23 protein-coding genes, 1 other RNA gene and 1 pseudogene are annotated in these 24913 nt (G+C 48.2%); 13 read left to right on the forward strand and 12 right to left on the reverse strand.

Features of this window, described 5'->3' with window-relative positions:
- Window positions 1–395: helix-turn-helix transcriptional regulator (locus EA14781_RS13150; RefSeq protein ID WP_042335758.1), on the forward strand; the 395-nt coding region annotated here is incomplete at its 5' end.
- 43 nt (window positions 396–438) lie between these two features.
- Here EA14781_RS13150 and EA14781_RS13155 read toward each other — a convergent pair.
- The 9 genes and pseudogenes from EA14781_RS13155 to ydiK all read right to left on the reverse strand — a co-directional run bounded on the left by EA14781_RS13155 (window position 439) and on the right by ydiK (window position 9729).
- Entirely contained in the window at window positions 439–1590 is a 1152-nt protein-coding gene (locus EA14781_RS13155) for an acyl-CoA dehydrogenase (RefSeq protein ID WP_000347813.1), read from the reverse strand.
- A gap of 13 nt (window positions 1591–1603) precedes the next feature.
- Window positions 1604–3199, reverse strand: a complete 1596-nt coding sequence (locus EA14781_RS13160) for an acyl CoA:acetate/3-ketoacid CoA transferase (protein WP_000805631.1) — start codon at window positions 3197–3199, stop codon at window positions 1604–1606.
- A 142-nt stretch (window positions 3200–3341) separates the two neighbouring features.
- On the reverse strand, window positions 3342–4100 hold the full coding sequence (gene aroD / locus EA14781_RS13165; protein WP_000860170.1) for a type I 3-dehydroquinate dehydratase: 759 nt from the start codon (window positions 4098–4100) through the stop codon (window positions 3342–3344).
- A gap of 30 nt (window positions 4101–4130) precedes the next feature.
- Complete coding sequence (ydiB, locus tag EA14781_RS13170) at window positions 4131–4997, reverse strand: quinate/shikimate dehydrogenase (RefSeq protein WP_000383451.1); 867 nt, start codon at window positions 4995–4997, stop codon at window positions 4131–4133.
- An 11-nt stretch (window positions 4998–5008) separates the two neighbouring features.
- A pseudogene (locus EA14781_RS13175) lies at window positions 5009–6275 on the reverse strand (MFS transporter).
- A 242-nt stretch (window positions 6276–6517) separates the two neighbouring features.
- A complete protein-coding gene (locus EA14781_RS13185; protein WP_000795524.1) occupies window positions 6518–7732 on the reverse strand; it encodes an MFS transporter in 1215 nt (404 codons plus the stop codon).
- 100 nt (window positions 7733–7832) lie between these two features.
- Window positions 7833–8189, reverse strand: a complete 357-nt coding sequence (locus EA14781_RS13190) for a YdiL family protein (RefSeq protein WP_010699824.1) — start codon at window positions 8187–8189, stop codon at window positions 7833–7835.
- A 135-nt stretch (window positions 8190–8324) separates the two neighbouring features.
- An RNA gene (gene rprA, locus EA14781_RS23355) (antisense sRNA RprA) lies at window positions 8325–8432 on the reverse strand.
- Between the two features lie 184 nt (window positions 8433–8616).
- Entirely contained in the window at window positions 8617–9729 is a 1113-nt protein-coding gene (ydiK, locus tag EA14781_RS13195; protein ID WP_000247237.1) for an AI-2E family transporter YdiK, read from the reverse strand.
- Window positions 9730–10117: 388 nt separating this feature from the next.
- Between ydiK and ydiJ the strand changes: the two genes are divergently transcribed.
- The 10 genes from ydiJ (at window position 10118) to ldtE (ending at window position 21087) form a co-directional block, all read left to right on the forward strand.
- The gene (gene ydiJ / locus EA14781_RS13200; RefSeq protein ID WP_000613031.1) at window positions 10118–13174 is read left to right on the forward strand and encodes a D-2-hydroxyglutarate dehydrogenase YdiJ; all 3057 of its coding nucleotides are present in this window, start codon (window positions 10118–10120) and stop codon (window positions 13172–13174) included.
- Window positions 13171–13581, forward strand: a complete 411-nt coding sequence (menI, locus tag EA14781_RS13205; protein WP_000637921.1) for a 1,4-dihydroxy-2-naphthoyl-CoA hydrolase — start codon at window positions 13171–13173, stop codon at window positions 13579–13581. Before ydiJ ends, menI begins: the two co-directional genes overlap by 4 nt.
- Before the next feature lie 99 nt (window positions 13582–13680).
- Window positions 13681–13869: a YdiH family protein gene (locus tag EA14781_RS13210; RefSeq protein WP_002462239.1), complete on the forward strand. Its 189-nt coding sequence runs from the start codon at window positions 13681–13683 to the stop codon at window positions 13867–13869.
- 552 nt (window positions 13870–14421) lie between these two features.
- Window positions 14422–14790 (forward strand): Fe-S cluster assembly scaffold SufA, encoded by a 369-nt coding sequence (gene sufA, locus EA14781_RS13215; RefSeq protein ID WP_000367149.1) that lies wholly within the window; start codon window positions 14422–14424, stop codon window positions 14788–14790.
- 8 nt (window positions 14791–14798) lie between these two features.
- The gene (sufB, locus tag EA14781_RS13220) at window positions 14799–16286 is read left to right on the forward strand and encodes a Fe-S cluster assembly protein SufB (protein WP_024164804.1); all 1488 of its coding nucleotides are present in this window, start codon (window positions 14799–14801) and stop codon (window positions 16284–16286) included.
- Window positions 16287–16295: 9 nt separating this feature from the next.
- Window positions 16296–17042: a Fe-S cluster assembly ATPase SufC gene (gene sufC, locus EA14781_RS13225; RefSeq protein WP_000949124.1), complete on the forward strand. Its 747-nt coding sequence runs from the start codon at window positions 16296–16298 to the stop codon at window positions 17040–17042.
- Window positions 17017–18288 (forward strand): Fe-S cluster assembly protein SufD, encoded by a 1272-nt coding sequence (sufD, locus tag EA14781_RS13230; RefSeq protein ID WP_000907956.1) that lies wholly within the window; start codon window positions 17017–17019, stop codon window positions 18286–18288. Before sufC ends, sufD begins: the two co-directional genes overlap by 26 nt.
- Window positions 18285–19505, forward strand: a complete 1221-nt coding sequence (gene sufS / locus EA14781_RS13235; RefSeq protein ID WP_000144541.1) for a cysteine desulfurase SufS — start codon at window positions 18285–18287, stop codon at window positions 19503–19505. The genes sufD and sufS overlap by 4 nt, the downstream gene beginning before the upstream one ends.
- Window positions 19506–19517: 12 nt before the next feature.
- Window positions 19518–19934, forward strand: a complete 417-nt coding sequence (gene sufE, locus EA14781_RS13240; protein WP_000279729.1) for a cysteine desulfuration protein SufE — start codon at window positions 19518–19520, stop codon at window positions 19932–19934.
- Window positions 19935–20082: 148 nt separating this feature from the next.
- Window positions 20083–21087: a L,D-transpeptidase LdtE gene (gene ldtE / locus EA14781_RS13245; protein WP_000832672.1), complete on the forward strand. Its 1005-nt coding sequence runs from the start codon at window positions 20083–20085 to the stop codon at window positions 21085–21087.
- Window positions 21088–21149: 62 nt separating this feature from the next.
- Here the strand turns inward: ldtE and lpp are convergent, their stop codons facing one another.
- Complete coding sequence (lpp, locus tag EA14781_RS13250) at window positions 21150–21386, reverse strand: murein lipoprotein Lpp (RefSeq protein ID WP_000648420.1); 237 nt, start codon at window positions 21384–21386, stop codon at window positions 21150–21152.
- Between the two features lie 404 nt (window positions 21387–21790).
- On the opposite strand from lpp, the gene tnpA reads away from it, so the two are divergent.
- Entirely contained in the window at window positions 21791–22225 is a 435-nt protein-coding gene (tnpA, locus tag EA14781_RS13255) for an IS200/IS605 family transposase (protein ID WP_000525033.1), read from the forward strand.
- Window positions 22226–22326: 101 nt separating this feature from the next.
- Here tnpA and pykF read toward each other — a convergent pair whose 3' ends face one another.
- Window positions 22327–23739: a pyruvate kinase PykF gene (pykF, locus tag EA14781_RS13260; protein WP_002462236.1), complete on the reverse strand. Its 1413-nt coding sequence runs from the start codon at window positions 23737–23739 to the stop codon at window positions 22327–22329.
- 7 nt (window positions 23740–23746) lie between these two features.
- The gene (gene ynhH, locus EA14781_RS25740) at window positions 23747–23941 is read right to left on the reverse strand and encodes a protein YnhH (RefSeq protein WP_242704109.1); all 195 of its coding nucleotides are present in this window, start codon (window positions 23939–23941) and stop codon (window positions 23747–23749) included.
- 342 nt (window positions 23942–24283) lie between these two features.
- On the opposite strand from ynhH, the gene fumD reads away from it, so the two are divergent.
- Entirely contained in the window at window positions 24284–24493 is a 210-nt protein-coding gene (gene fumD, locus EA14781_RS13265) for a fumarate hydratase FumD (protein ID WP_001283915.1), read from the forward strand.
- Window positions 24494–24913: the final 420 nt, after the last annotated feature.

Below are 24913 nucleotides of genomic sequence, written 5' to 3' on the forward strand. Positions count from 1 at the left end.
GGAGCACCTCAAAAACACCATCATACACTAAATCAGTAAGTTGGCAGCATCACCATAATTATCGCGAAAAAATCACCTTAGAGCAGTTATCGAAAAAATTCCGCGCTAGCGTCAGCTATATTTGTCATGAGTTTACCAAAGAGTATCGTATTTCTCCCATTAACTATGTAATTCAACGACGCATGACGGAAGCGAAATGGTCGTTGACCAATACAGATTTGTCACAGGCAGAGATCTCATGGCTCGTGGGTTATGAAAATGTTGACCATTTTGCCAAACTGTTTTTGCGCCACGTAGGCTGCTCGCCCAGTGATTACCGCAGACAATTTAAAAACTGTTTTGCTGAACAAGCGATTTTGTCTGAATTTCCTCAACCTGTCAGTCTTGTCGGATAAATCTGGCGGCGCAGTTTGGGTTCGAAGCTGCGCCGCCTGAAGATTATTTATTCTGGTAATCTTTCAGGATCTGTCGGCCCGCAACATAAATCATTATTTCGTCAGTACCGCCGCCGATGCGTTCACAGCGGACATCGCGCCAGAAGCGGGAGACGCGCGCCTCATCGGTATAACCCAGACCGCCCATGATTTGAATTGCATCATCAATGACTTCCAGCGCTGTGCGGGCACAGTACAGTTTTGCCAGTGCCGCGCTGGTGCGCAGTGATTGATGCTGGTCAGCTTGCCAGGCGACTTTCAGTACCATATTGCGCATGTTGTCGATTTTTATCGCCATTAACGCCAGTTTCTCCTGGATCATCTGGTTATGACCAATCGGTTTACCAAACGCGATACGCTGATTAGCATAACGGGCGGCATCTTCAAATGCGCATTCGGCAAAGCCGGTGCTGCGGGCGGCGTTGATCAGGCGTTCCATCTCAAAGTTGTACATCACGTTGAGGAAACCCATACCTTCTTCGCCAACCATGTCACTCTCATCAACTTCAACGTTGTCGAGATAGACTTCGCAGGTGCTCAGCATATGCCAGCCAATTTTATGCAACGGGTTGATCTTGATGCCGGGTTTGCTGGACTCGACCCACCACAATGTGAAGGCTTTTTTCGGGTCTTTAGGTTCTGGATCACGGGCCAGTACCAGCATATACGGGTACTCTTTCGCGCCGGTAATAAAGGTTTTCTGTCCGTTGATGTAAACCTTGCCATTTTTACGCGTGTACGTGGTGGTGGCGCTGTTGTTGTCTGAGCCAGCGCCTGGTTCCGTCAACGCCAGGGCATAGGCGGGATCCCCCGTTTCCAGGGTACTTTCTGCTGTTTTACGTAGCTGCTCCGCAGAACCGAAGCGTCGCATGCTGTGAATACATTGACCATTAGTAATTAAAAACGCTGGAGCGCCGCATTTGGATACTTCCATCAATGCCAGCATTTGGGTGACATAATCAGCTGGGATGCCACCGAATTCTTCTGGTACACCAAGCATGGAAATGCCGTTTTCTGCCAGCGCTTGCATAAATTCACGCGGATACGTACCGTTTTGATCGCAGGTACGAAAATATTCTTCCGGGAAGTTGGTTGTAATCAGATCGCGAATACTGGCCAGCAGTAGTTCTTGTTCTTCAGTTAAAGAAAAATCCATTATTATACTCCTGTTAATGAGCCGCTTCAGGCAGGACAAAACCCATCGCCGCATCGATAAATAACCTTTCGTCCATCAGCTTAAGCTCAGGCGAAATAACTGGGGTGAAATCCATTCTGTCGAGAATATCTTTTTGCAAATCAACGCCGGGAGCAATTTCGATTAAATGCAGGCCGTCTTCTTTCAGCGTAAATACGGCGCGCTCAGTGATATAACGAACATCCAGTCCCCGTTCGAGAGCGATTTTTCCGCTGAAAGTGATTTCCGGTAGTTCACGGATAAATTTCTTCACTCGTCCTTCCTGGACAATATTTAATTTACCGTCGGTAATTTCCGTTTTTAAACTGCCTGCGGTTAAAGTGCCGCAGAAAATAATTTTCTTCGAGGTGGCGCTGATATCAATAAATACACCAGTGCCCATAATTTTGCCATTGAATTTATGCACGCCAACGTTACCGTGCTGATCGACTTCGGCAAAACTTAAATAACAAACATCCAGACCACCGCCGTGGTAAAAATCGAACTGGGACGTCATGTCCAGAATGGCGCGGGTATTAACGTTTGCGCCAAAGGCAATTCCTTGTGAGGTAATGCCGCCAATCGGACCGGTTTCGACTGTCAGAATAAAGTCATCAGCACAACCTTCTTCCCGGGCGACCAGACCAATGCCGTCGGCAATGCCTACGCCGACATTACCAACTGCGCCTGTGCGCATTTCGTATAACGCCCGCCGCGCAACCAGTTTACGCTGGTTGAGGGGGAGGGTCAGTTTGGTGCTGTCATCGAGCGTGAAATCGCCGGAAATAAAGCGATTGACCGGCGCACCGCCATATAGCTGCGTTTGCTCGGGGTCGACGACCACAATATCTACCAGATACCCCGGAATACGGACCGCTTTTGGATGCAATGTGGCTTTCTTAACCATTTTTTGCACCTGCATCATCACGATTCCGCCGTTATTATGCACCGCCTGGGCAATCACCAGTGCGTCGAGATACATGACTTCGTCTTCAAATGAGGCGTAGCCTTCACTATCGCAGGTGGTGGCGCGAATAAAAGCAATATCCGGGGCTATCGCTTTGTAATAGAGATATTCTTTATTATCGAATTCGACCAGTTTAATCAGGTCTTCTTTGGTCACATCATTCAATTTTCCGCCTTGTTGGCGTGGGTCGACAAATGTCCCGATGCCAATATCGCTAATAATTCCTGGCTGGTGGGCTGCGGCGGCACGCAGTGTTTGAGTAAGCACGCCTTGCGGATAGTTATAAGCGGCAATTTTATTTTGTTCTGCAAGATCAGAAATACGCGGTGATTGTCCCCAGTGTCCGCATAATGCCCATTTTATCAGACCCTCTTGCGCTAGCGGACTAATACCACGGTCGGCGCGATCGCCAAGCCCTGTGGGGCTAATAATTGATAAATTACGTGGCGTCTGTGTTTGTTTATATTTCTCGGCAAGGGCGGTAATTAATGTTGTGGCTTCCAGAATACCGCCGCCTGCGCCTAATACACAAAGCGTTGCTTCGTCGGGAATATAATTTACCGCTTCCTGTGCTGACAGGACCGGTACACACCCATTAATACGTGGTGGTTTTACAGGTTTCATTGTTTTTTCCTGATTCAGGTGTGAATTTACCTGCGCATGATAAAAATAGCGCACAGATACCCACAGAATATTTTTGTTAAATACTCTTGAAAAATAGTGTCTTTATTCGGCGGGCGTTATTATTCCCGCCGGCGATTATTTATTATGCCTGGTGCAAAATACTTAATACTGTGCGTAAATCATTAACCGATATTTGCCCGGGGGCAGAGGCTTTTTTTACTGCGCCAAAGGTTGCCGCTGAACCAAATACTTCACCTGCCAGACGGGAAATGACGCCAGTCTTTGCCATCGACATGGTGATGATCGGGCGATCGGCATACTGTTCGTGCATCTCCAGGGTTGCGGCAAGCAAAGTCAGCACATCGCTGGTGTTTTGCGGCATCAGCGCAATTTTAGGAATATCGGCATTGAAGGACTGCATTTTGCGCAGGCGGGCAATGATTTCTTCGGCTTCCGGCGTTTTATGGAAGTCATGGTTGGACATTACAACTTTCACATCATGCTCGTGGGCGTAGGCGACAGTTTCTTTAACCTGTGCATCACCGGTAAATAATTCCAGATCGATCATATCGACCAGACCACTGTCGATGGCGGCGCGATTGAGCGCAATATAAGCCTCAGTGGAAAGAGCCTGTTCACCGCCTTCTTTGGCGCTGCGGAAGGTAAACAGCAGTGGTTTTTCCGGCATGACTTCACGGAGGATCTTGGCCGCTGCCATGACAGACTCCATACTGGAGAGGTCGGCAAAGTGGTCAACGCGCCATTCGAGAATATCAAAGTCCGCTTCGCGATAGGCGAGAACTTCTGATTTCACGCTGGCGATATCTTTCGCCATCAGCGACACGATAATCTTTGGTGCGCCCGCGCCAATGACGAGATCTTTTACGGTTACGGTTTTCATTTTTTACCCTTTCTGCACGCGGTCAGCCTGTCAGGCGCCGAACCCCATGACCTGTTTAACGTATTCCAGAGGGAAATCTTTACCAGTCCATAACTTGAACTGTTCAGCCCCTTGCCACAACAACATGCCGTATCCATCAATCGTTTTGCAACCGGCTTGTTGCGCCTGTTGCAATAACTTCGTCATATGCGGATTGTAGACACATTCTGTGACCAAAAGTCCGGGATGTAATAGACTGATATCATTGATTAATGATTCATTTTCAAGCGGTTTCATTCCCACTTTGGTGCCGTTGGTTAAAATATCGGCGGAAGCCAGAGCTTCAGCAAAGGCTTGCTGATCGGCGAGATCCGTGACCGTGACGACACAATCGGTGTTTTCGTTGACCCGCTGAGCGAAGGCGAGGGCTTTATCAAAAAACTCATCTTTGCGGTTGAAGAGTTTAATTTCTTTTAAACCTTCAATCGCCCCCTGGGCGCCAATCGCTGTTGATGCGCCGCCAGCGCCTAACAGGACCATCGTTTTGCCTGTGATATCAAAACCGCTCTCTTTAATGGCGCGAATATGGCCTGTACCATCGGTGTTATAGCCACGCAGGTAACCATCATCATTGACGATGGTATTGATAGCGCCTACCAGTTTTGCCGCTGGCGTTAATTCATCAACATATTCACAAGCCAGTTGTTTATTTGGCATCGATACGCCTGTGCCACGCATTTTTAAGGCTTTTAGTCCTTCAATGGCACCGGCAAAGCTGTCGTTATCCACTTCGAAGGCCATATAGGTAAATGGTAATCCCGCTTTTTCTAACGCTTTATTTTGCATTTCAGGCGATAAACTGTGGCGGATAGGATAAGCCATCAGGCCAATCAATTCATATTTAGCCGTAACATCCATAATTAACTCCTTTAACCTTTATTCTTAATGGTGCTTAACTGAGGTGCGGAAATAGTGTTCGCCTAACCGTAAATCTTTTTCAGGAATAATAAAGACACGGTAATAGCGAATGAAAACAATAATCGCGGTAATCAGAGCTAATAACGCGAAAATAAAATCAAGAACAATGATATATTGCAGGCCGATATTCGAAAGATATCCGGTAATCAGCGGAATAACAAAGTTTGCCAGCCCACCCATCATCATATAAATACTGGTGACTTTGGCTTTGCTTTTGGGGAAAAACTCCGACATGACCGACACGCCAAGTTGTAAAATGCCGCCAGCAGCAGAGAAACCGATAACAAAGGCTCCAGCATTACAGACCAGCGGAGAAGGATACAGATAAATGATGGCGGCTGTTACCGTTGCCAGCGCAGAGTTAAAAACATTAGCCCAGATAGGCCGGACCATTTTTTTCAGTAATGCGGCGAAAATAAAGACGCAGACCAGTGAACCCATACTGTAATAAGAAATGGTTTTTAAAGCCTCGGCTTCGGACATACCGGCAAACGCCATCGCATATTTTGGCATCCACACCACTATCACATAAAAGGTTGAGAATGCGGCAACGCCGAACAGTACAGATGAAACCCCCTCCAGCCAGACTAGCGGTTTACTGTTCATTTGCGGCAATTCATTGGCAACGCTGGCATCCACCAACTGACTGGGGAATTTGCTTTTCAATAGCATCAGCGTAATCAGGACAAATAAAATGCCTGGAATGATTAGCCCGTAGCCGTACCAGATATTATTTAACAGCATATAGCTCACCAGCATCGGATAGAGCATTTGACCGAATGAGATCATTGCTTTAACCAGAATTACCGCCGAACCGGAGGCTTTCGGGAAACACTCCATGAGAGCCGGGTAACCGCCAGTATCAAGAGCTGAGTTGGCGATACCGACGCACACCGCCAGGCAGTAAGCGAGAGTTAAATTTGGACAGGCGGGAATACCAAAGAAAAACAGCATATACATGACCACCGCCATTAATATTACCGTCCGCCGACCAAATTTATCGGATATCACGCCGAAGAATAAAATGCTTATCAGGCGACCCAGACCAATGCCGGAAATTAAATAGGCAATGCCAGCATTGTCGGTAGAAAACTTCTCAGCCAGAGATGACATGTTTTGTGCAAGCGTAATAACGCTGATGCCATGTAGAAAATAGCTGAAATAGATACAAAGAACAGCCAGGATAAATGGCGTGCTGAAAGCCTTATTTTGAGACATTTTCACAGCTCCTTGCTGAAAATGAGAAAATATTTTATTACCGTGCGTATGTCATTTGCCGGTTTACTTAAGTAATATACTGAAGTTGTTTCTTTCTGGGTACATGGCATAAAGTTTATCTTTCCAGGGATATTGCACGTAATATTGCGAGTCTTGCTGTTTTTGCGGGCTTTCCTCTCTGAGCATGACTGAATAATTGCTTTTTCTCGTAAGATCTTGCACGTAACAAAAATAATGTTGCATCAGAGACCTGTGGCAACGTTTTCCTGTACTGACTGATGTTGTGCTTCTTTTCTGCTGCGCAGACCAATAAACAGCGCCAATAAAAAGCCGACGGCGGCAATAGATGTATCGAACCACATAATATCGGCAATACTTCTTTCTGAAAGATGCGCGGTAATCAACGGAATGGTAAATGTTGCAATGCTACCCGCACTATAATAGATCCCTGTTGCTTTGCCTTTGGCGTGGGGAAAACGTTCGGCCATTAACGTCAGGCCAATTTGTACAACACCGCCTGCGGAGGTAAAACCGATGACGAAAGCAAAAGCGATCACCACATAAAATGTGGGTTGTAGGCAGACGATGAGTAGAGCAATAAACGAAATAAAAGTATAAAGCATCAATAAGGATGTAGCACGTACGGCTTTACGTATCAGTGGCGCAGTGATAAATACGCAAAGCAGCGATCCTACCGTATAAATGCTTAGTAATTTTATTGACATAGTGTAGGACATTCCGGCAACAAATTGCCCATATTGCGCCAGCCATTGGCTTATCAGATAGAATGTTGCCATTGAAATATAGCCATATAAGGTGTAGCTGGTGAGATCGATAATTGAACAGCGATGCGCCGAAGGCGTTTTGAGTTTTTCTGGCGTGACGACTTGCCGTCCCGGATGTGGCGGAAAGGTACAGCGACATAAAAAGAGAGCATTAATGATCATAATGCCTGCGGCGATCATAAATGACCAACCGAACCACAACTCAGCCCAGACTAACAGGCTAATAATTAACGGTAATAAAAATTGTCCACTGGAAACAAACGCTTTGATTAAAATATTTGCCGTGCCTGGCGAACGAGGAAATGCCTCCATCAGGCTTGGATAGGTTCCGGCATCAAGAAAACTATTTGCCATTCCAGCCAGAAAACCAAAAACATAAGCGGTAATGATGTTATTCGCGTGCAGAATACCAAAAAAGAATGCCAGGTAGCAGCTTATACCGAGAATGATAAATGGTCGACGACCAAAGCGATCGGATAATAATCCGGCCAGAAACAGAACGCTTAATCGGCCAATACCTAGTGATGAGATAACGACGGAGACTCCCGCTGCATTGGTATGCCACAGCGTTTCCAGCGAGGCCATATTCAGGCTCATCAAAATGACGCCCATACCATGCACCAGGTAATTGAAATACAACCCCAGCGCGGTAGGGAAATAGGGATTTTTCATAAGATCCACTTAGCAAATTTGCTGTAAAAATGTCGCGATGTTATATCAGTATCTGTTCACTATTTTTGCCAGATGGTGAGAGAGCATCTTTGACCGGGGATCAACAAAGACGCTCCAGATCATGAGCGTATAATTCGGTTGCGACGGATTGGTAAATCTTCCAGTCAATAAAATTACCTTCAGGGTAGACCTGTTGAAATGCAGCTAAATCAGGGAAAAAACGCATGGTGTTATTCCCAATACGGTTATTTATTTTTTCTATGATGGCATGAAGGTGTTTTTTTCTTCGCTGACGCATTGCCAACAATTTTTCAACGACTTCGTCGGGAATAGCTGTTTTTCCATTTTCCCACTGCTGCCAACCTTCACTGTCACCCGTCAGGGCAATCCAGGTCGCGCATTCATCAATGGTCATAGTAAAAATATGGCGTAGTGCCTGGAGTTCATAAGCGTTCATCGTGTTATGGCTGCATGAAAAAAAGAATAAAAATATAAATAACACTATCAGCCTGCTAACGACTTGAAGAGAGTCACAGTATCTTGTGCAACATTATTGGAGAGAACGAGAGACGGGATGAGTGAGCGGAAAAATGTTAAAAAAAGCCCATCGTGGGAGATGGGCAAAGACTACACACAGCAATTCGTTATTTCACTCAGGGGATTTCCATACTTATAAATCAATACGTTGATCTATAATCGTGAGCTAATAGTAGGCATACGGACTTTTTGCGTCGATCAGATTCGTCTTATTAGTTTAGAAGCTGTAAAGATTTTGCGACGGGAAATGACGGTTGAATGAAAGTACGTCGGAGAATGAAAGAGCAAAAATGGATAGTTAATAAATGATGGTTAAGAATCAGGCGGCAAAGCCGCCTGATGAGAGATTATTTATTCGTTTTTTCTATTTCCCCCAGTTCTTCGAGAATTTCCTCATGTTGGTCAGTTGGTGGTGGAACTTCTTCGACCCAGGCTGCAAAAAGACGCCAGGATACGGCCAGCAGAACAGGACCAATAAACAGGCCGATCATACCAAAGGCAATTAAGCCCCCGATAACCCCGGAGAGGATTAGAATCAGCGGTAAATCGGCGCCCATGCGAATAAGCATAGGACGGATGATATTATCCAGCGTCCCAACTACGCCGCTCCACACCAGCAGCACAGTGCCCCAGGTGGTGTCACCTGTCCAGTAGAGCCAGATAATCGCCGGAATCAATACTGGCAACGGGCCAAGCTGGACAAGGCAGGAGAGGATCATTAATACCGTCAATAACGTTGCGTAGGGAACGCCGGCAACCGCCAGACCAATGCCGCCAAGCACCGCCTGAACCAGAGCGGTGACTACTACCCCCAACGCTACGGCACGAATGGCTTGCGCCGCCAGTAACACAGCCGCATCACCGCGAACGCCCGCCAGACGGGTCGCAAAATGGCGGATGCCTTGCGCTACCTGTTCGCCGCGCCAGTACAGCAAGGCGCTGAACAGCAGCATCAGCGCACAATGCATCATAAAACGTCCAATGTGCGCAGCCTGTCCAACAAACCAGGTGGTAGTGGTGCCAATATAAGGACGGACTTTCGCCATGATCGCCGTGCCGCCCATATCCAGCAAATTATGCCAACCAGCGTAAAGCTTCGCGCCAATTACCGGGATGGTATTAAGCCAGGCGAGATCGGGTAGCGTCATGTCACCACTGGAGATGGCTTTGATCAGCGGGCCGCTGCCGTCAACAATGCTATTAACCAGTAAAGCAATAGGGATGATAAACACCATCACTAATAACAATGTCATCACCAGCACGGCGAGAGAGCGACGGCCAAACATGATCTTTTGTAAGCGTAACAATACCGGCCATGTGGCGATAACCACCGTACCGGCCCATGCAAAGCCGAGAATAAAGGGTTGAACAATCCACAGACATGCCACAATCATGATGGCTAAAAACAGCACCGAAAGCAGAATTTGTGCAACATCCCTGGGCTGACGAATATTTACCATAACTACTTTTCACCTTTTTTGTGCGTCAAATCGTCGACGCGACGTGAATACGCAAAACTCACCTATATAATGATGAGCAATTTCAGCGGTTTTTAACAGAACGATTCTGCCCTTAATTCTGATGGGCGAGTAAGAAAAAAATGTGGTACAACAACTCAGGCAACACGCAAACGATTTACTCGTCATGTTTCAAGTTGCATGTGCTGCGGCTACGTTCGTTCCCCCCAGTCACTTACTTTTGTAAGCTCCTGGAGTTCACTCGCTTGCCGCCTTCCTGCAACTCGGAATCCATAGAGTAAGTAAACATCACCTTTCGGTTCGCTATTGCAGCAGCCTGAAAGAACCGTGTATCGACCTACATCACAGACCGCAGGAAAGGGTCAATATAATGATTCCACAGATTTCCCAGGCACCCGGCGTCGTTCAACTGGTGCTTAATTTTTTGCAAGAGCTGGAGCAACAGGGTTTTACTGGCGATACGGCAACAAGCTATGCCGATCGTCTGACAATGTCGACCGACAACAGTATTTATCAACTTCTTCCCGATGCAGTGGTATTTCCACGTTCAACCGCAGATGTGGCGCTGCTCGCCCGTCTGGCGGCGCAGGAGCGCTATTCATCGTTGATCTTTACTCCGCGCGGTGGTGGCACTGGTACTAATGGTCAGGCGCTCAATCAGGGGATTATTGTTGATATGTCCCGCCATATGAACCGTATTATCGAAATTAATCCTGAAGAGGGGTGGGTTCGTGTTGAAGCAGGGGTCATTAAAGACCAACTTAACCAATACCTGAAACCGTACGGCTATTTTTTTGCGCCGGAACTCTCAACCAGTAATCGGGCAACGCTTGGTGGGATGATAAACACCGATGCGTCCGGTCAGGGGTCGCTGGTGTATGGAAAAACCTCAGATCACGTACTGGGCGTGCGGGCGGTGTTGTTGGGGGGCGATATTCTCGATACGCAACCTTTACCCGTTGAACTGGCTGAAACATTGGGTAAAACCAATACCACTATTGGACGAGTCTACAACACTGTTTATCAACGCTGCCGTCAGCAACGCCAGTTAATCATCGACAAATTCCCCAAACTTAATCGCTTTTTAACCGGTTACGATCTGCGTCATGTTTTTAACGATGAGATGACCGAGTTTGACCTGACGCGCATTCTGACCGGGTCAGAAGGGACGCTGGCTTTTATTACTGAAGCGCGTCTGGATATTACTCGTCTGCCTAAAGTGCGCCGTCTGGTGAACGTCAAATATGATTCTTTTGATTCTGCACTGCGTAACGCGCCGTTTATGGTAGAAGCTCGCGCGCTTTCGGTTGAGACGGTGGATTCTAAAGTCCTGAACCTGGCGCGAGAAGATATTGTCTGGCACTCCGTCAGTGAGCTGATTACCGATGTACCCGACAAAGAGATGCTCGGGTTGAACATTGTTGAATTTGCAGGCGATGATGAGTCACTGATTGACGAGCAGGTGAATGCGCTTTGTGCGCGGCTGGATGAGCTTATCGCCAGCCAACAAGCAGGGGTGATTGGCTGGCAGGTGTGCCGCGAACTGGCGTGTGTCGAACGTATTTATGCGATGCGTAAAAAAGCCGTTGGGTTATTGGGAAATGCCAAAGGCCAGGCAAAACCGATTCCTTTTGCCGAAGATACCTGCGTTCCGCCGGAACACCTGGCGGATTATATTGCTGAGTTTCGCGCGTTGCTCGATAGTCACGGCTTAAGTTATGGCATGTTTGGTCACGTTGATGCGGGGGTGTTGCACGTTCGTCCGGCACTGGATATGTGTGACCCACAGCAAGAGGTTTTGATGAAGCAAATCTCTGATGATGTGGTGGCGCTTACCGCGAAATACGGTGGTTTGTTGTGGGGCGAGCATGGTAAAGGTTTTCGTGCCGAATACAGCCCGGCGTTTTTTGGTGAGGAACTTTTTGCTGAACTGCGCAAAGTCAAAGCGGCGTTTGATCCGCATAACCGGCTTAATCCAGGGAAAATTTGTCCGCCAGAAGGCATTGACGCGCCTATGATGAAAGTGGATGCGCTGAAGCGCGGGACGTATGACCGACAGATCCCCATCGCAGTGCGTCAGCAGTGGCGCGGGGCCATGGAATGTAATGGCAACGGTCTTTGTTTTAACTTTGATGCCCGCAGCCCAATGTGCCCGTCGATGAAAATCAGTCAGAACCGGATTCATTCACCAAAAGGGCGAGCGACTCTGGTACGCGAATGGCTACGTTTGCTGGCCGATCGCGGCCTAGATCCCTTAAAGCTGGAGCAGGAACTACCGGAAACGCGCGCCAGTTTGCGTATGTTGATTGCCCGCACCCGTAATAGCTGGCATGCAAATAAAGGCGAATATGACTTCTCTCACGAAGTCAAAGAGGCGATGTCAGGTTGTCTGGCTTGTAAAGCGTGTTCGACCCAGTGCCCAATCAAAATTGACGTGCCGGAGTTCCGTTCTCGCTTTCTGCAGCTTTACCACACTCGTTATTTGCGCCCGTTGCGTGATCATCTGGTCGCAACGGTTGAGAGTTATGCTCCGTTGATGGCGCGCGCGCCGAAGACTTTTAACTTCTTTCTTCGCCAGCCGTTGGTGCGCAAACTCTCTGAAAAGCACGTCGGTATGGTTGATTTACCGCTGCTTTCGGTACCGTCGCTGCAACAACAAATGGTAGGGCATCGCTCGGCGAACATGACGCTGGAACAGCTTGAAGCCCTCAATACAGAGCAGAAAGCGCGTACTGTGCTGGTGGTGCAGGATCCTTTTACCAGCTATTACGATGCGCAGGTGGTAGCGGATTTTGTACGCCTGATCGAGAAATTAGGCTATCAGCCGGTGCTGTTGCCGTTCTCGCCGAACGGTAAAGCACAGCATATCAAGGGATTCCTCACACGCTTTGCGAAAACGGCGAAAAAAACGGCGGATTTCCTCAACCGCGTGGCGAAACTGGGAATGCCAATGGTGGGCGTCGATCCGGCACTGGTGCTCTGTTATCGTGATGAATATAAACTGGTCCTCGGCGAGGAACGCGGCGAGTTTAACGTCTTGCTGGCGAATGAATGGCTGGCTGGCGCGCTTCAGCCTCAGCCAGAGCTTATAGCCAGCGGTGAAGCGTGGTATTTCTTTGGTCACTGTACTGAAGTCACTGCTTTGCCCGGCGCGCCTGCCCAGTGGGCCGCTATATTTGCCCGTTTTGGCGCAAAGCTGGAGAATGTTAGCGTTGGTTGTTGCGGTATGGCGGGCACTTACGGACATGAAGCGAAAAATCATAAAAACTCGCTCGGTATCTATGAGTTATCCTGGCATCAGGCAATGCAGCGGTTGCCACGTAATCGCTGTCTGGCGACCGGATATTCCTGTCGCAGTCAGGTGAAACGGGTTGAAGGGACAGGGGTACGCCATCCTGTGCAAGCATTACTGGAGATCATTAAATGATATGGAAACGTGAAGCCACCCTTGAAGCACTGAATGCCATGGGGGACGGAAATATGGTGGGGTTGCTGGATATTCGCTTTGAGCGTATTGGCGACGATACTCTGGAAGCGACGATGCCGGTAGATCAACGAACAAAGCAGCCGCTTGGGCTGCTGCATGGCGGTGCATCGGTGGTCCTTGCAGAGAGCATCGGTTCTATTGCCGGTTATTTATGCACTGAAGGTGATCAAAAAGTCGTTGGCTTAGAAATTAATGCTAACCATGTGCGATCGGCGCGAGAAGGGCGAGTCCGCGGCGTTTGCAGACCGTTACATCTCGGTTCGCGTCATCAGGTCTGGCAGATCGAAATCTTCGATGAGAAAGGGCGTTTGTGCTGTTCATCACGATTGACGACGGCCATTTTGTGACGTTGTCACTAAAAAAGTGTGACGCATATTGCTTTTGGTTATTATCTGCGCAGTAAACGGTGGTATACTGTGCAGGTCTTGTCTACAAGCGAGGATGTTATGTCTACTCAACTCAATCCCACCCAACTGGCAATCGAGTTTTTACGCCGCGACCAAAGCAATCTTTCTCCTGCCCAATATCTCAAACGACTGAAACAATTAGAACTTGAATTTGCTGACCTGCTCGCGCTCTCTTCTACTGAACTGGTTGAAGAAATCTACTTCGCCTGGCGTCTGGGCGTCCATTAATCGTTACTGAATATAGTCTGTACGCCCTATTGACCTGGATTAATATTTTGTCCAGGTCTGACCATTTTCCTCTCATCTGTCTCGTTTTTACTCGTTTGATCTTGCTTAAAAAAATACAAATCGCAGTTTGTGTTAAAACGGCGGTCGGGTCTTATGAGATTATTCTTATCGCCCCTTCAAGAGCTAAGCCACTGTGAGGGCCGGAGATAAGCGCCGGATGGGGTAGAAACCCTTAAGTCTGTGTTGTACAGACTTAAGGGTTTTCTTATTTTATGAGCCCGCTATTTTTTACCTATCTCTTAAATAGTCATTTCCAATACAACTTTTTCTTTTCCATCACAGCCTTAACTCTCTTCCGATAAGAATCATTATTTAACAATGAGATATCTGATTTTTCGCGTACCTGTTAACCCACACATCAGGGTCTATGCTTATTAAATGCAGGCAAAAAGCATGTTTTACGGAAAAGCCCCTGCGTTTTCTGTGTTGTACTGATAATCATTATCACTAACATGCTGTTATATGCTGAAAGCGATGAAGTGAGGTAAGTCGATGGACATGCATTCAGAAACGTTTAATCCAGAGGATTTCGCCTGGCAGGGCTTAACGCTGACACCCGCTGCCGCGGTTCACATCTGTGAGCTGGTGGCAAAGCAGCCTAGTATGGTCGGTGTGCGCTTAGGCGTCAAACAAACCGGCTGTGCGGGCTTTGGCTATGTGCTCGATAGCGTCAGCGAGCCGGACAAAGACGATCTGCTTTTTGAACACGACGGCGCGAAGCTGTACGTCCCATTACAGGCAATGCCGTTTATTGATGGCACGGAAGTCGATTTCGTTCGTGAAGGACTCAATCAGATATTCAAATTTCACAACCCGAAAGCCCAGAATGAATGTGGCTGTGGCGAAAGCTTTGGGGTATAGGCGGTACTATGTCTCGTAATACTGAAGCAACTGACGATGTCAAAACCTGGACCGGCGGCCCGCTGAATTATAAAGAAGGATTCTTCACCCAGTTAGCCACTGATGAGCTGGCAAAGGGGATAAACGAAGAGGTGGTGCGTGCAATCTCGGCGAAGCGTAATGAGCCGGAGTGGATGCTGGAGTTTCGCCTCAACGCCTATCGCGCATGGCTGGAGATGGAGGAACCGCACTGGCTAAAAGCGCACTATGACAAGCTGAATTATCAGGATTACAGCTATTACTCGGCACCATCATGCGGTAATTGTGACGACACCTGCGTGTCGGAACCCGGCGCGGTGCAGCAAACTGGCGCGAACGCTTTTTTAAGTAAAGAAGTGGAGGCTGCATTTGAGCAGTTAGGCGTTCCCGTGCGGGAAGGCAAAGAGGTGGCGGTGGATGCCATTTTCGACTCTGTTTCGGTTGCCACCACTTATCGCGAAAAACTGGCGGAGCAGGGAATTATTTTCTGTTCCTTTGGCGAGGCGATTCACGAACACCCGGAACTGGTGCGCAAATATCTCGGCACCGTGGTGCCGGGGAATGACAATTTCTTTGCCGCGCTTAATGCGGCGGTGGCCTCTGACGGTACGTTTATTTATGTGCCTAAAGGCGTGCGCTGCCCGATGGAACTTTCCACCTATTTCCGCATTAACGCGGAAAAAACCGGGCAGTTTGAGCGCACCATTCTGGTGGCCGACGAAGACAGCTACGTCAGCTACATTGAAGGTTGTTCCGCTCCGGTGCGTGACAGCTATCAGTTACACGCGGCGGTGGTAGAAGTCATCATCCATAAAAACGCCGAGGTGAAATATTCCACGGTGCAAAACTGGTTCCCTGGCGATAACAATAGCGGCGGTATTCTCAACTTCGTCACTAAGCGCGCTTTGTGCGAAGGGGAAAACAGTAAAATGTCATGGACGCAATCAGAAACCGGTTCAGCGATTACGTGGAAATATCCCAGCTGCATTTTGCGCGGCGATAACTCCATCGGTGAGTTTTACTCGGTGGCGCTAACCAGCTGTCATCAACAGGCTGATACCGGCACCAAAATGATCCACATCGGCAAAAACACCAAATCGACCATTATCTCGAAAGGGATCTCTGCCGGACACAGCCAGAACAGCTATCGCGGATTAGTGAAAATCATGCCGACGGCGACCAATGCACGCAACTTCACCCAGTGCGACTCAATGCTGATTGGCGCTAACTGTGGGGCGCATACCTTCCCGTATGTCGAGTGTCGTAACAATAGCGCTCAACTGGAACATGAGGCCACCACCTCGCGTATTGGCGAGGATCAACTGTTTTACTGCCTGCAACGCGGGATCAGCGAAGAAGACGCCATCTCAATGATTGTTAACGGCTTCTGCAAAGATGTTTTCTCGGAATTGCCGCTGGAATTTGCCGTTGAAGCACAAAAACTTCTCGCCATCAGTCTTGAACATAGCGTTGGATAAGGAATAAACATGTTAAGTATTAGAGATTTACACGTCAGCGTGGAAGATAAAGCTATTCTGCGCGGATTAAGCCTCGACGTTCGTCCCGGCGAAGTTCACGTCATTATGGGGCCAAACGGTTCGGGGAAAAGTACCTTATCGGCAACACTTGCCGGGCGCGAAGATTATGAAGTAACGGGCGGCACGATTGAGTTTAAAGGTAAAGATTTGCTTGAGTTGTCGCCGGAAGATCGTGCTGGCGAAGGCATCTTTATGGCCTTTCAGTATCCGGTGGAAATTCCTGGCGTCAGTAACCAGTTTTTTCTGCAAACGGCACTTAATGCAGTGCGTAGCTATCGTGGTCAGGACGCGCTCGACCGCTTTGATTTTCAGGATTTGATGGAAGAAAAAATCGCCCTGCTGAAGATGCCGGAAGATTTATTAACCCGTTCGGTAAACGTTGGTTTTTCCGGTGGCGAGAAAAAACGCAACGATATTTTGCAAATGGCGGTGCTGGAACCGGAGTTGTGCATTCTTGATGAGTCGGACTCCGGGCTGGATATCGACGCATTAAAAGTGGTTGCCGATGGCGTGAACTCGCTGCGTGATGGCAAGCGTTCATTCATCATTGTTACGCACTACCAGCGTATTCTCGACTACATCAAGCCTGATTATGTCCATGTGCTGTATCAGGGACGAATTGTGAAATCCGGCGATTTCACATTGGTCAAACAACTGGAGGAGCAGGGTTATGGCTGGCTTACCGAACAGCAGTAACGCGCTGCAACAGTGGCATCACTTGTTTGAAGCTGAGGGTGCAAAACGCTCCCCGCAAGCACAGCAGCATTTACAACAATTGCTGCGTACCGGACTGCCGACACGCAAACATGAGCACTGGAAATATACGCCGCTGGAAGGGCTGACCAATAGCCAGTTTGTCAGCATTGCGGGGGAGATATCCCCACAGCAGCGTGATGCCTTAGCGTTAACGTTAGACGCCGTGCGGCTGGTGTTTGTCGATGGACGTTACGTGTCAGCACTTAGCGATGCAACGGAAGGCAGCGGATATGAAGTAAGCATTAACGATGACCGTCAGGGATTGTCCGACGCCATTCAGGCGGAAGTGTTTCTCCATCTGACGGAAAGCCTGGCGCAAAGTGTTACGCATATCGCTGTGAAGCGCGGTCAACGGCCAGCGAAACCATTGCTGTTAATGCATATCACCCAGGGCGTGGCAGGCGAAGAGGTGAATACCGCCCATTATCGCCATCATCTGGATCTGGCGGAAGGTGCCGAGGCGACGGTGATTGAGCATTTCGTTAGCCTTAATGACGCCCGGCATTTTACCGGTGCGCGGTTGACCATCAACGTGGCGGCGAACGCTCATTTGCAGCATGTCAAGCTGGCGTTTGAAAACCCGGTCAGTCATCACTTTGCGCATAACGATATGTTGCTGGCAGACGATGCCACCGCATTTAGCCACAGTTTCCTGCTTGGCGGCGCCGTGTTACGGCACAACACCAGTACGCAGCTCAATGGCGAAAATAGCACGTTACGTATCAATAGCCTGGCGATGCCGGTGAAAAACGAGGTGTGTGATACCCGCACCTGGCTGGAACACAATAAAGGTTTTTGTAATAGCCGCCAGTTGCACAAAACTATCGTTAGCGACAAAGGGCGCGCGGTTTTTAACGGTTTGATCAATGTCGCGCCGCACGCCATTAAAACTGACGGTCAGATGACCAACAATAACTTGTTGATGGGCAAACTGGCGGAGGTGGATACCAAACCACAACTGGAAATTTATGCTGATGACGTGAAATGCAGCCACGGCGCGACGGTGGGGCGTATTGATGACGAACAGATGTTCTATCTGCGCTCGCGCGGGATCAATCAGCAGGATGCTCAGCAGATGATCATCTACGCCTTTGCTGCCGAACTGACGGAGGCACTGCGTGATGAAGAGCTTAAACAGCAGGTGTTGGCGCGCATCGGTCAACGGCTGCCAGGAGGTGCAAGATGACGTTTTCCGTCGATAAAGTACGGGCCGATTTTCCGGTGCTCTCGCGAGAGGTGAATGGTCTGCCTCTGGCTTATCTCGACAGTGCCGCCAGCGCCCAGAAACCGGGCCAGGTGATTGACGCCGAGGCTGAATTTTATCGTCATGGCTATGCGGCGGTACACCGCGGTATCCATACATTAAGCGCTCAGGCGACCGAGAAAATGGAGAACGTGCGCAAGCGGGCATCGCTGTTTATTAATGCTCGTTCTGCAGAAGAACTGGTGTTTGTGCGTGGCACGACGGAAGGCATTAACCTGGCCGCCAATAGCTGGGGCAACAGCAACGTGCGGGCGGGCGATAACATCATCATCAGTCAGATGGAACATCATGCCAACATTGTTCCCTGGCAGATGCTTTGCGCGCGCGTTGGCGCCGAGTTGCGGGTGATTCCTCTTAACCCTGACGGTACGCTACAACTGGAGAGGCTATCCAATCTGTTCGATGAGAAAACTCGCCTGCTGGCGATTACTCATGTCTCCAATGTGCTGGGAACGGAGAACCCGCTGTCGGAGATGATTACGCTTGCGCATCAGTATGGCGCAAAAGTGCTGGTGGATGGCGCTCAGGCGGTGATGCACCATCCGGTAGACGTTCAGGCGCTGGACTGCGATTTCTACGTTTTTTCCGGGCATAAACTGTATGGTCCCACCGGGATTGGCATTCTGTATGTAAAAGAAGCCTTATTGCAGGAGATGCCGCCGTGGGAAGGGGGCGGGTCAATGATCGCTACCGTCAGCCTGAGTGAAGGCACCACCTGGGCCAAAGCGCCGTGGCGGTTTGAGGCGGGTACGCCCAATACCGGTGGCATTATTGGTCTTGGCGCGGCACTGGAGTATGTTTCAGCGCTGGGGCTTAACAACATTGCCGAGTATGAACAGAATCTGATGCATTATGCGCTGTCACAGCTGGAATCTGTACCGGATCTCACTCTGTATGGGCCACGGAACAGACTTGGCGTTATCGCTTTTAATCTCGGTAAACACCACGCCTATGACGTTGGCAGTTTTCTCGATAACTACGGCATTGCTGTGCGTACCGGACATCATTGCGCAATGCCATTAATGGCCTACTACAACGTCCCCGCTATGTGTCGGGCGTCGCTGGCTATGTATAACACTCATGAAGAAGTGGATCGCCTGGTGACCGGATTGCAACGTATTCATCGTCTGCTGGGATAACAGGGAGGCTTTATGGCTGTCTTGCCGGATAAAGAAAAATTGCTGCGTAACTTTTTACGTTGCGCCAACTGGGAAGAGAAGTATCTCTACATTATTGAACTGGGCCAGCGTCTGCCGGAATTACGCGATGAAGACAAAAGTCCGCAAAATAGTATTCAGGGCTGCCAGAGTCAGGTGTGGATTGTGATGTGTCAGAATGCGCAGGGAATTATTGAATTGCAGGGCGACAGCGATGCCGCCATTGTGAAAGGGCTTATTGCCGTTGTTTTTATTCTCTATGATCAAATGACGCCGCAGGATATTGTTAATTTTGATGTGCGCCCGTGGTTTGAAAAAATGGCTCTCACTCAACATCTCACCCCATCACGTTCGCAAGGTCTGGAAGCGATGATTCGCGCAATTCGCACCAAAGCTGCTGCACTTAGCTAAACTAAAGGGACAGCTTTCATCCGGTTGGCTCACTTTGCCGGATGGTCGATGCTTACTCTGGTCAGCACAGGAGTGTTTCGTCTTCAGGTAAGCATAAGTGCCATCCGACGTTTCAGCGTGAGTCTCCGGCAAATACAGGAGGTTTACAATGAAACGCGTGTCTTTGCTTACATTCGCTCTTATCGGCGCTTTTAGCGCTATCCACGCAGCCTGGGCGGTTGATTATCCGCTCCCACCAACCGGAAGCCGACTGGTTGGGCAAAATCAAACCTACACGGTGCAAGAGGGGGATAAAAATCTGCAAGCCATTGCCCGACGTTTTGATACTGCGGCAATGTTGATCCTTGAAGCCAATAACACTATCGCTCCAGTGCCAAAACCCGGTACGACGATAACGATTCCTTCGCAACTGTTATTACCTGATGCGCCGCGTCAGGGGATAATTGTCAATCTTGCTGAACTGCGCCTTTATTATTATCCGCCGGGAGAAAATATTGTGCAGGTCTACCCGATAGGAATTGGCTTGCAGGGACTGGAAACGCCGGTGATGGAAACGCGCGTAGGGCAGAAGATACCGAATCCAACCTGGACGCCAACGGCGGGGATTCGTCAGCGCTCACTGGAGCGTGGCATTAAATTACCGCCAGTTGTTCCTGCAGGGCCGAATAATCCATTAGGACGTTACGCGCTGCGTCTGGCACACGGCAATGGCGAATATCTCATTCATGGCACCAGCGCGCCGGATAGCGTCGGTTTGCGCGTCAGCTCGGGGTGTATTCGTATGAACGCGCCGGATATCAAAGCATTGTTCTCCAGCGTGAGAACAGGAACGCCGGTGAGAGTGATCAATGAACCGGTGAAATATTCCGTAGAACCGAATGGTATGCGTTATGTGGAAGTGCATCGACCATTGTCGGCAGAAGAACAGCAGAATGTTCAGACGATGCCGTATAAATTGCCCGTTGGTTTTATGCAATTCAAAGATAATCAGGCTGTAGATCAGACACGGGTCGATAAAGCATTGTATCGCCGGGCGGGGTATCCGGTTGCGGTAAGCCGTGGACAAACACCGAAGGTAAGTAATATGCCAACGGTAGAATCTGCGCAAAATGGTGAACCAGAGCAGGGTAATTTGTTACGTGCGACGCAATAGGTGTAATTAGCAAGCAAAAAAATGGCGCACAATGTGCGCCATTTTTTACTTCACAGGTACTATTACTTGCGGTATTTAGTAGCCATGTTGTCCAGACGCTGGTTAGCACGAGCTGCGTCATCTTTAGCAGCCTGAACGTCGGAACGCATTGCGTTCACGTCGTTGCTCAGCTGGTCAACTTTAGCGTTCAGAGTCTGAACGTCAGAAGACAGCTGATCGATTTTAGCGTTGCTGGAGCAACCTGCCAGCAGAGTAGAACCCAAGATTACCGCGCCCAGTACCAGTTTAGTAGCTTTCATTATTAATACCCTCTAGATTGAGTTAATCTCCATGTAGCGTTACAAGTATTACACAAAGTTTTTTATGTTGAGAATATTTTTTTGATGCGAAGGCACTTATTTTTGATCGTTCGCTCAAAGAAGCATCGAACGCTGAGTTTTAGATAAAAAAATTGAGAGAAAACAGGACGCTTCCATCGGATTCATCTTAGATAAAGTGAGATTATATAGTGAAATCCGATTTGATTTTTTATTGTTCCTGGTTATCGATTAAATAAAAAAAGCGCCCATAAGGGCGCTTTGATTGTTATCCCTAAACCACCTCCTAGGGAGGTGGTGATTGATCCTGTAAGGCTATAGCCTGAAGAATGCCCATGTCGGAATATCTCTGCTTACTCACCACAAGTAAAAGGAGACAAACTGACATGGGGCTTTACAGAAGTTCATCACATGTATATTGGCGTTGCAAATATCACATAGTCTGGACGCCAAAGTACCGCTTTAGGATCCTGAGGGATAAATTGGGCAAGGAGCTGTACAGAACTATCTATATTCTTTGCGGAATAAAAGATTGCGAGGTTCTGGAGTTAAATGTACAGCCAGATCATGTGCATCTTGTCGTAATAGTGCCGCCAAAAATCTCAATATCTACTCTGATGGGGCACCTGAAAGGTCGCAGTGCAATCAGGCTCTACAATCGATTCCCCCATATCAGGAAGAAGTTATGGGGAAACCATTTTTGGTCGCGGGGTTACTTTGTCGATACAGTAGGCGTGAACGAAGAAATTATCAGACGATATGTGAGGCATCAGGAAAAGAAGGAACAAACACATGAACAGCAGATGGAGTTGCTAGAGTAGAAAACGGAATATGACATTCGCCCCCCTTATAGGGGGCATTCTGAAAAGCCACCTCCTCAGGAGGTGGTCTTTTACATACAAATTAATTCACAAAAGCAATATTACAGCACGTGAACAGATGCGGTGTTAGTGGTGCCGCTTGGTACCAGCGCACCGGAAACCATTACCACGACGTCGCCTTTGTGTGCCAGACCGCTTTGTAGCGCCAGTTCTTTACCCAGACGATAGAAATCATCAGTAGAGGTGATTTCTTTCACTAACTGCGGTACGACACCTTTGCTCAGCACCAGTTGGTGAGCCGTTTTTTCGTTAGTGGTCAGCGCCAGAATGGTGGCATCCGGGAAGTATTTACGCACTGCGCGAGCAGACTTACCGCCTCGGGTCGCTACGACGATCAGTGGCGCATCCAGTTTTTCCGCAGTTTCAACAGCGCCACGGCAAACCGCTTCGGTAATACGCAGTTTACGGTTGTCGTTGTTGAACTCGAGACGGCTGTTCATTACGCGGTCGGTTCGTTCACAGATGGTCGCCATGATAGAAACCGCTTCCAGCGGATATTTACCTTTTGCTGACTCACCAGACAGCATGACTGCGTCGGTACCGTCGAGGATGGCGTTGGCAACGTCACCGGCTTCCGCACGAGTCGGACGTGGGTTTTTAATCATGGAATCCAGCATCTGGGTCGCCGTGATAACGACTTTACGTGCACGGATACATTTTTCGATCATCATTTTCTGGGCGAAGATAACTTCTTCAACCGGGATTTCTACACCCAGGTCGCCACGCGCAACCATGATGCCGTCAGACGCTTCGAGGATTTCGTCGAAGTTATTCAGGCCTTCCTGGTTTTCGATTTTAGAGATGATGTGGATGTTTTCGCCGCCGTGTGCTTTCAGGTGCTCACGGATTTCGATAACGTCAGAACGCTTACGAATAAAGGACGCAGCAACAAAGTCAACGCCTTGTTCGCAACCGAAGATCAGATCCTGTTTGTCTTTTTCAGCAAGAGCTGGCAGAGCGATGGAAACACCTGGCAGGTTGACGCCTTTGTTTTCACCCAGATCGCCGTTGTTCAGTACCTTACAGATAACTTTGTTACCTTCAATAGCGGTAACTTCCATACCGATCAGACCATCGTCAACCAGTACGGTGTTGCCGACGGACAAGTCAGTGGTGAAACCTTCATAAGTTACCGCAACCATTTCGTTGTTGCCGATAACGGATTTGTCAGTAGTGAAAGTAAAGGTCTGACCGGCTTTCAGAGAAACGTCATTACCGCCTTCCAGTTTCATGGTGCGGATTTCCGGGCCTTTAGTATCGAGCAGGATAGCGGCGGTTTTACCGGTTTTGCTCATCACGTTGCGCAGATTCTGAATGCGCTGACCGTGTTCTGCATAGTCACCATGAGAGAAGTTCAGACGCATAACGTTCATGCCTGCGTCCAGCATTTTAGCTAACATCTCTTCAGATTCGGTTTTTGGTCCGATGGTGCAAACAATTTTGGTCTTTTTCATGACAGTCTTAGTCTTTAAGTTGAGAAGGATAGGAGAAACTTGCTTTCTGGGCGCACTGCCGAAAAGCGAATTCGGTATTACGAAAGTGATAGTGCCTCGCTCTAAGGATAGGTGACATCGAAAAAGCGTGCAGAGGAATGTGTGCTTGTGTCTCAGCCCAACGCGGGTGCCTGTTTTTGAGTCGTTGAGTTCTACAGTCCAAAGTGCTGAAACCATTCAAGAGTCAATTGGCGCGCATTATACGCTGAATTTAATCCAAAAGGAAAACAAAAACAGCGTTTCAAAAAACACTCATGCTTATACACAGTAAATTGTTATCAAAGATTTAACGTTTCCGGTAATAGATTGCGCAAAACTATTGCTATTTGCGCAACGGGATAGAGCGGAAGGCATGACAGCGGCAAACCAGAATGTGAATATATCATGACTTAATTGATGTGAATAAAATAATTCATTGTGTTATTTATTTGATTTTATTTGTTTTTTTGTTTAACTGGAGAGACTGAGATATGCTGATAGTTGGTACGATAAATGGGTGAAAATAATGAGCGACCGGACAAAAGATGACGAACTGTACCGCGAAATGTGCAGAGTTGTGGGTAAAGTCGTGCTGGAGATGCGCGATCTGGGACAAGAGCCCAGGCACATTGTCATCGCGGGAGTATTGCGTACGGCGTTAGCCAATAAACGCATTCAACGTAGCGACCTGGAGAAGCAGGCGATGGAAACGGTGATTAACGCATTGGTGAAATAAACGTTCAGGGAGGCGCTCAATGCGTCATCCCTATTTTTTATTTAAGCGTTTTATGATTTCTTTTTTTCATAAATAGCAATAAGGGAAATCATATGAGTTTCGGTATATATTTAATTTTATAGCGAGGGCTGTATTTTCTCTTTCTGGAATGTGCGTCACAAATAATTGTTGATTAAGGAAAATTAATTTCAAATGATAATAGATATCACTCCATCTTAAATTTCCCGCTTTCAAATCTTAATTGATAACGATCAATGTTACGCCCTCAGAATAATTACATTATTTTTTTACCTAACCATAATGGATTGGTTTATTTGCGTTAAAAGATATCTCATACGCTATCGGGTTAGGACAAAAAATCTGGTGTTGAAGGCATAGTCAGCAGCGTATTAGCGTTCCCGACTGTTGAATTGTCAGGTG

Origin of the sequence: Escherichia albertii NBRC 107761 = DSM 17582 (assembly GCF_000759775.1) — a bacterium.
Classification (GTDB): Bacteria; Pseudomonadota; Gammaproteobacteria; order Enterobacterales; family Enterobacteriaceae; genus Escherichia; species Escherichia albertii.

Coding starts and splice junctions, on each gene's coding strand:
- menI (WP_000637921.1), top strand. CDS start 13,171: ATGATATGGAAACGTGAAGCCACCCTTGAAGCACTGAATGCCATGGGG.
- EA14781_RS13210 (WP_002462239.1), top strand. CDS start 13,681: ATGTCTACTCAACTCAATCCCACCCAACTGGCAATCGAGTTTTTACGC.
- tnpA (WP_000525033.1), top strand. CDS start 21,791: ATGGGGCTTTACAGAAGTTCATCACATGTATATTGGCGTTGCAAATAT.
- fumD (WP_001283915.1), top strand. CDS start 24,284: ATGAGCGACCGGACAAAAGATGACGAACTGTACCGCGAAATGTGCAGA.
- ydiB (WP_000383451.1), bottom strand. CDS start 4,997: ATGGATGTTACGGCTAAATATGAATTGATTGGCCTGATGGCTTATCCT.
- lpp (WP_000648420.1), bottom strand. CDS start 21,386: ATGAAAGCTACTAAACTGGTACTGGGCGCGGTAATCTTGGGTTCTACT.
- pykF (WP_002462236.1), bottom strand. CDS start 23,739: ATGAAAAAGACCAAAATTGTTTGCACCATCGGACCAAAAACCGAATCT.
- sufS (WP_000144541.1), top strand. CDS start 18,285: ATGACGTTTTCCGTCGATAAAGTACGGGCCGATTTTCCGGTGCTCTCG.
- EA14781_RS13185 (WP_000795524.1), bottom strand. CDS start 7,732: ATGAAAAATCCCTATTTCCCTACCGCGCTGGGGTTGTATTTCAATTAC.
- EA14781_RS13155 (WP_000347813.1), bottom strand. CDS start 1,590: ATGGATTTTTCTTTAACTGAAGAACAAGAACTACTGCTGGCCAGTATT.
- sufB (WP_024164804.1), top strand. CDS start 14,799: ATGTCTCGTAATACTGAAGCAACTGACGATGTCAAAACCTGGACCGGC.
- EA14781_RS13160 (WP_000805631.1), bottom strand. CDS start 3,199: ATGAAACCTGTAAAACCACCACGTATTAATGGGTGTGTACCGGTCCTG.
- ldtE (WP_000832672.1), top strand. CDS start 20,083: ATGAAACGCGTGTCTTTGCTTACATTCGCTCTTATCGGCGCTTTTAGC.
- ydiK (WP_000247237.1), bottom strand. CDS start 9,729: ATGGTAAATATTCGTCAGCCCAGGGATGTTGCACAAATTCTGCTTTCG.
- sufE (WP_000279729.1), top strand. CDS start 19,518: ATGGCTGTCTTGCCGGATAAAGAAAAATTGCTGCGTAACTTTTTACGT.
- ydiJ (WP_000613031.1), top strand. CDS start 10,118: ATGATTCCACAGATTTCCCAGGCACCCGGCGTCGTTCAACTGGTGCTT.
- sufC (WP_000949124.1), top strand. CDS start 16,296: ATGTTAAGTATTAGAGATTTACACGTCAGCGTGGAAGATAAAGCTATT.
- sufA (WP_000367149.1), top strand. CDS start 14,422: ATGGACATGCATTCAGAAACGTTTAATCCAGAGGATTTCGCCTGGCAG.
- sufD (WP_000907956.1), top strand. CDS start 17,017: ATGGCTGGCTTACCGAACAGCAGTAACGCGCTGCAACAGTGGCATCAC.
- EA14781_RS13190 (WP_010699824.1), bottom strand. CDS start 8,189: ATGAACGCTTATGAACTCCAGGCACTACGCCATATTTTTACTATGACC.
- aroD (WP_000860170.1), bottom strand. CDS start 4,100: ATGAAAACCGTAACCGTAAAAGATCTCGTCATTGGCGCGGGCGCACCA.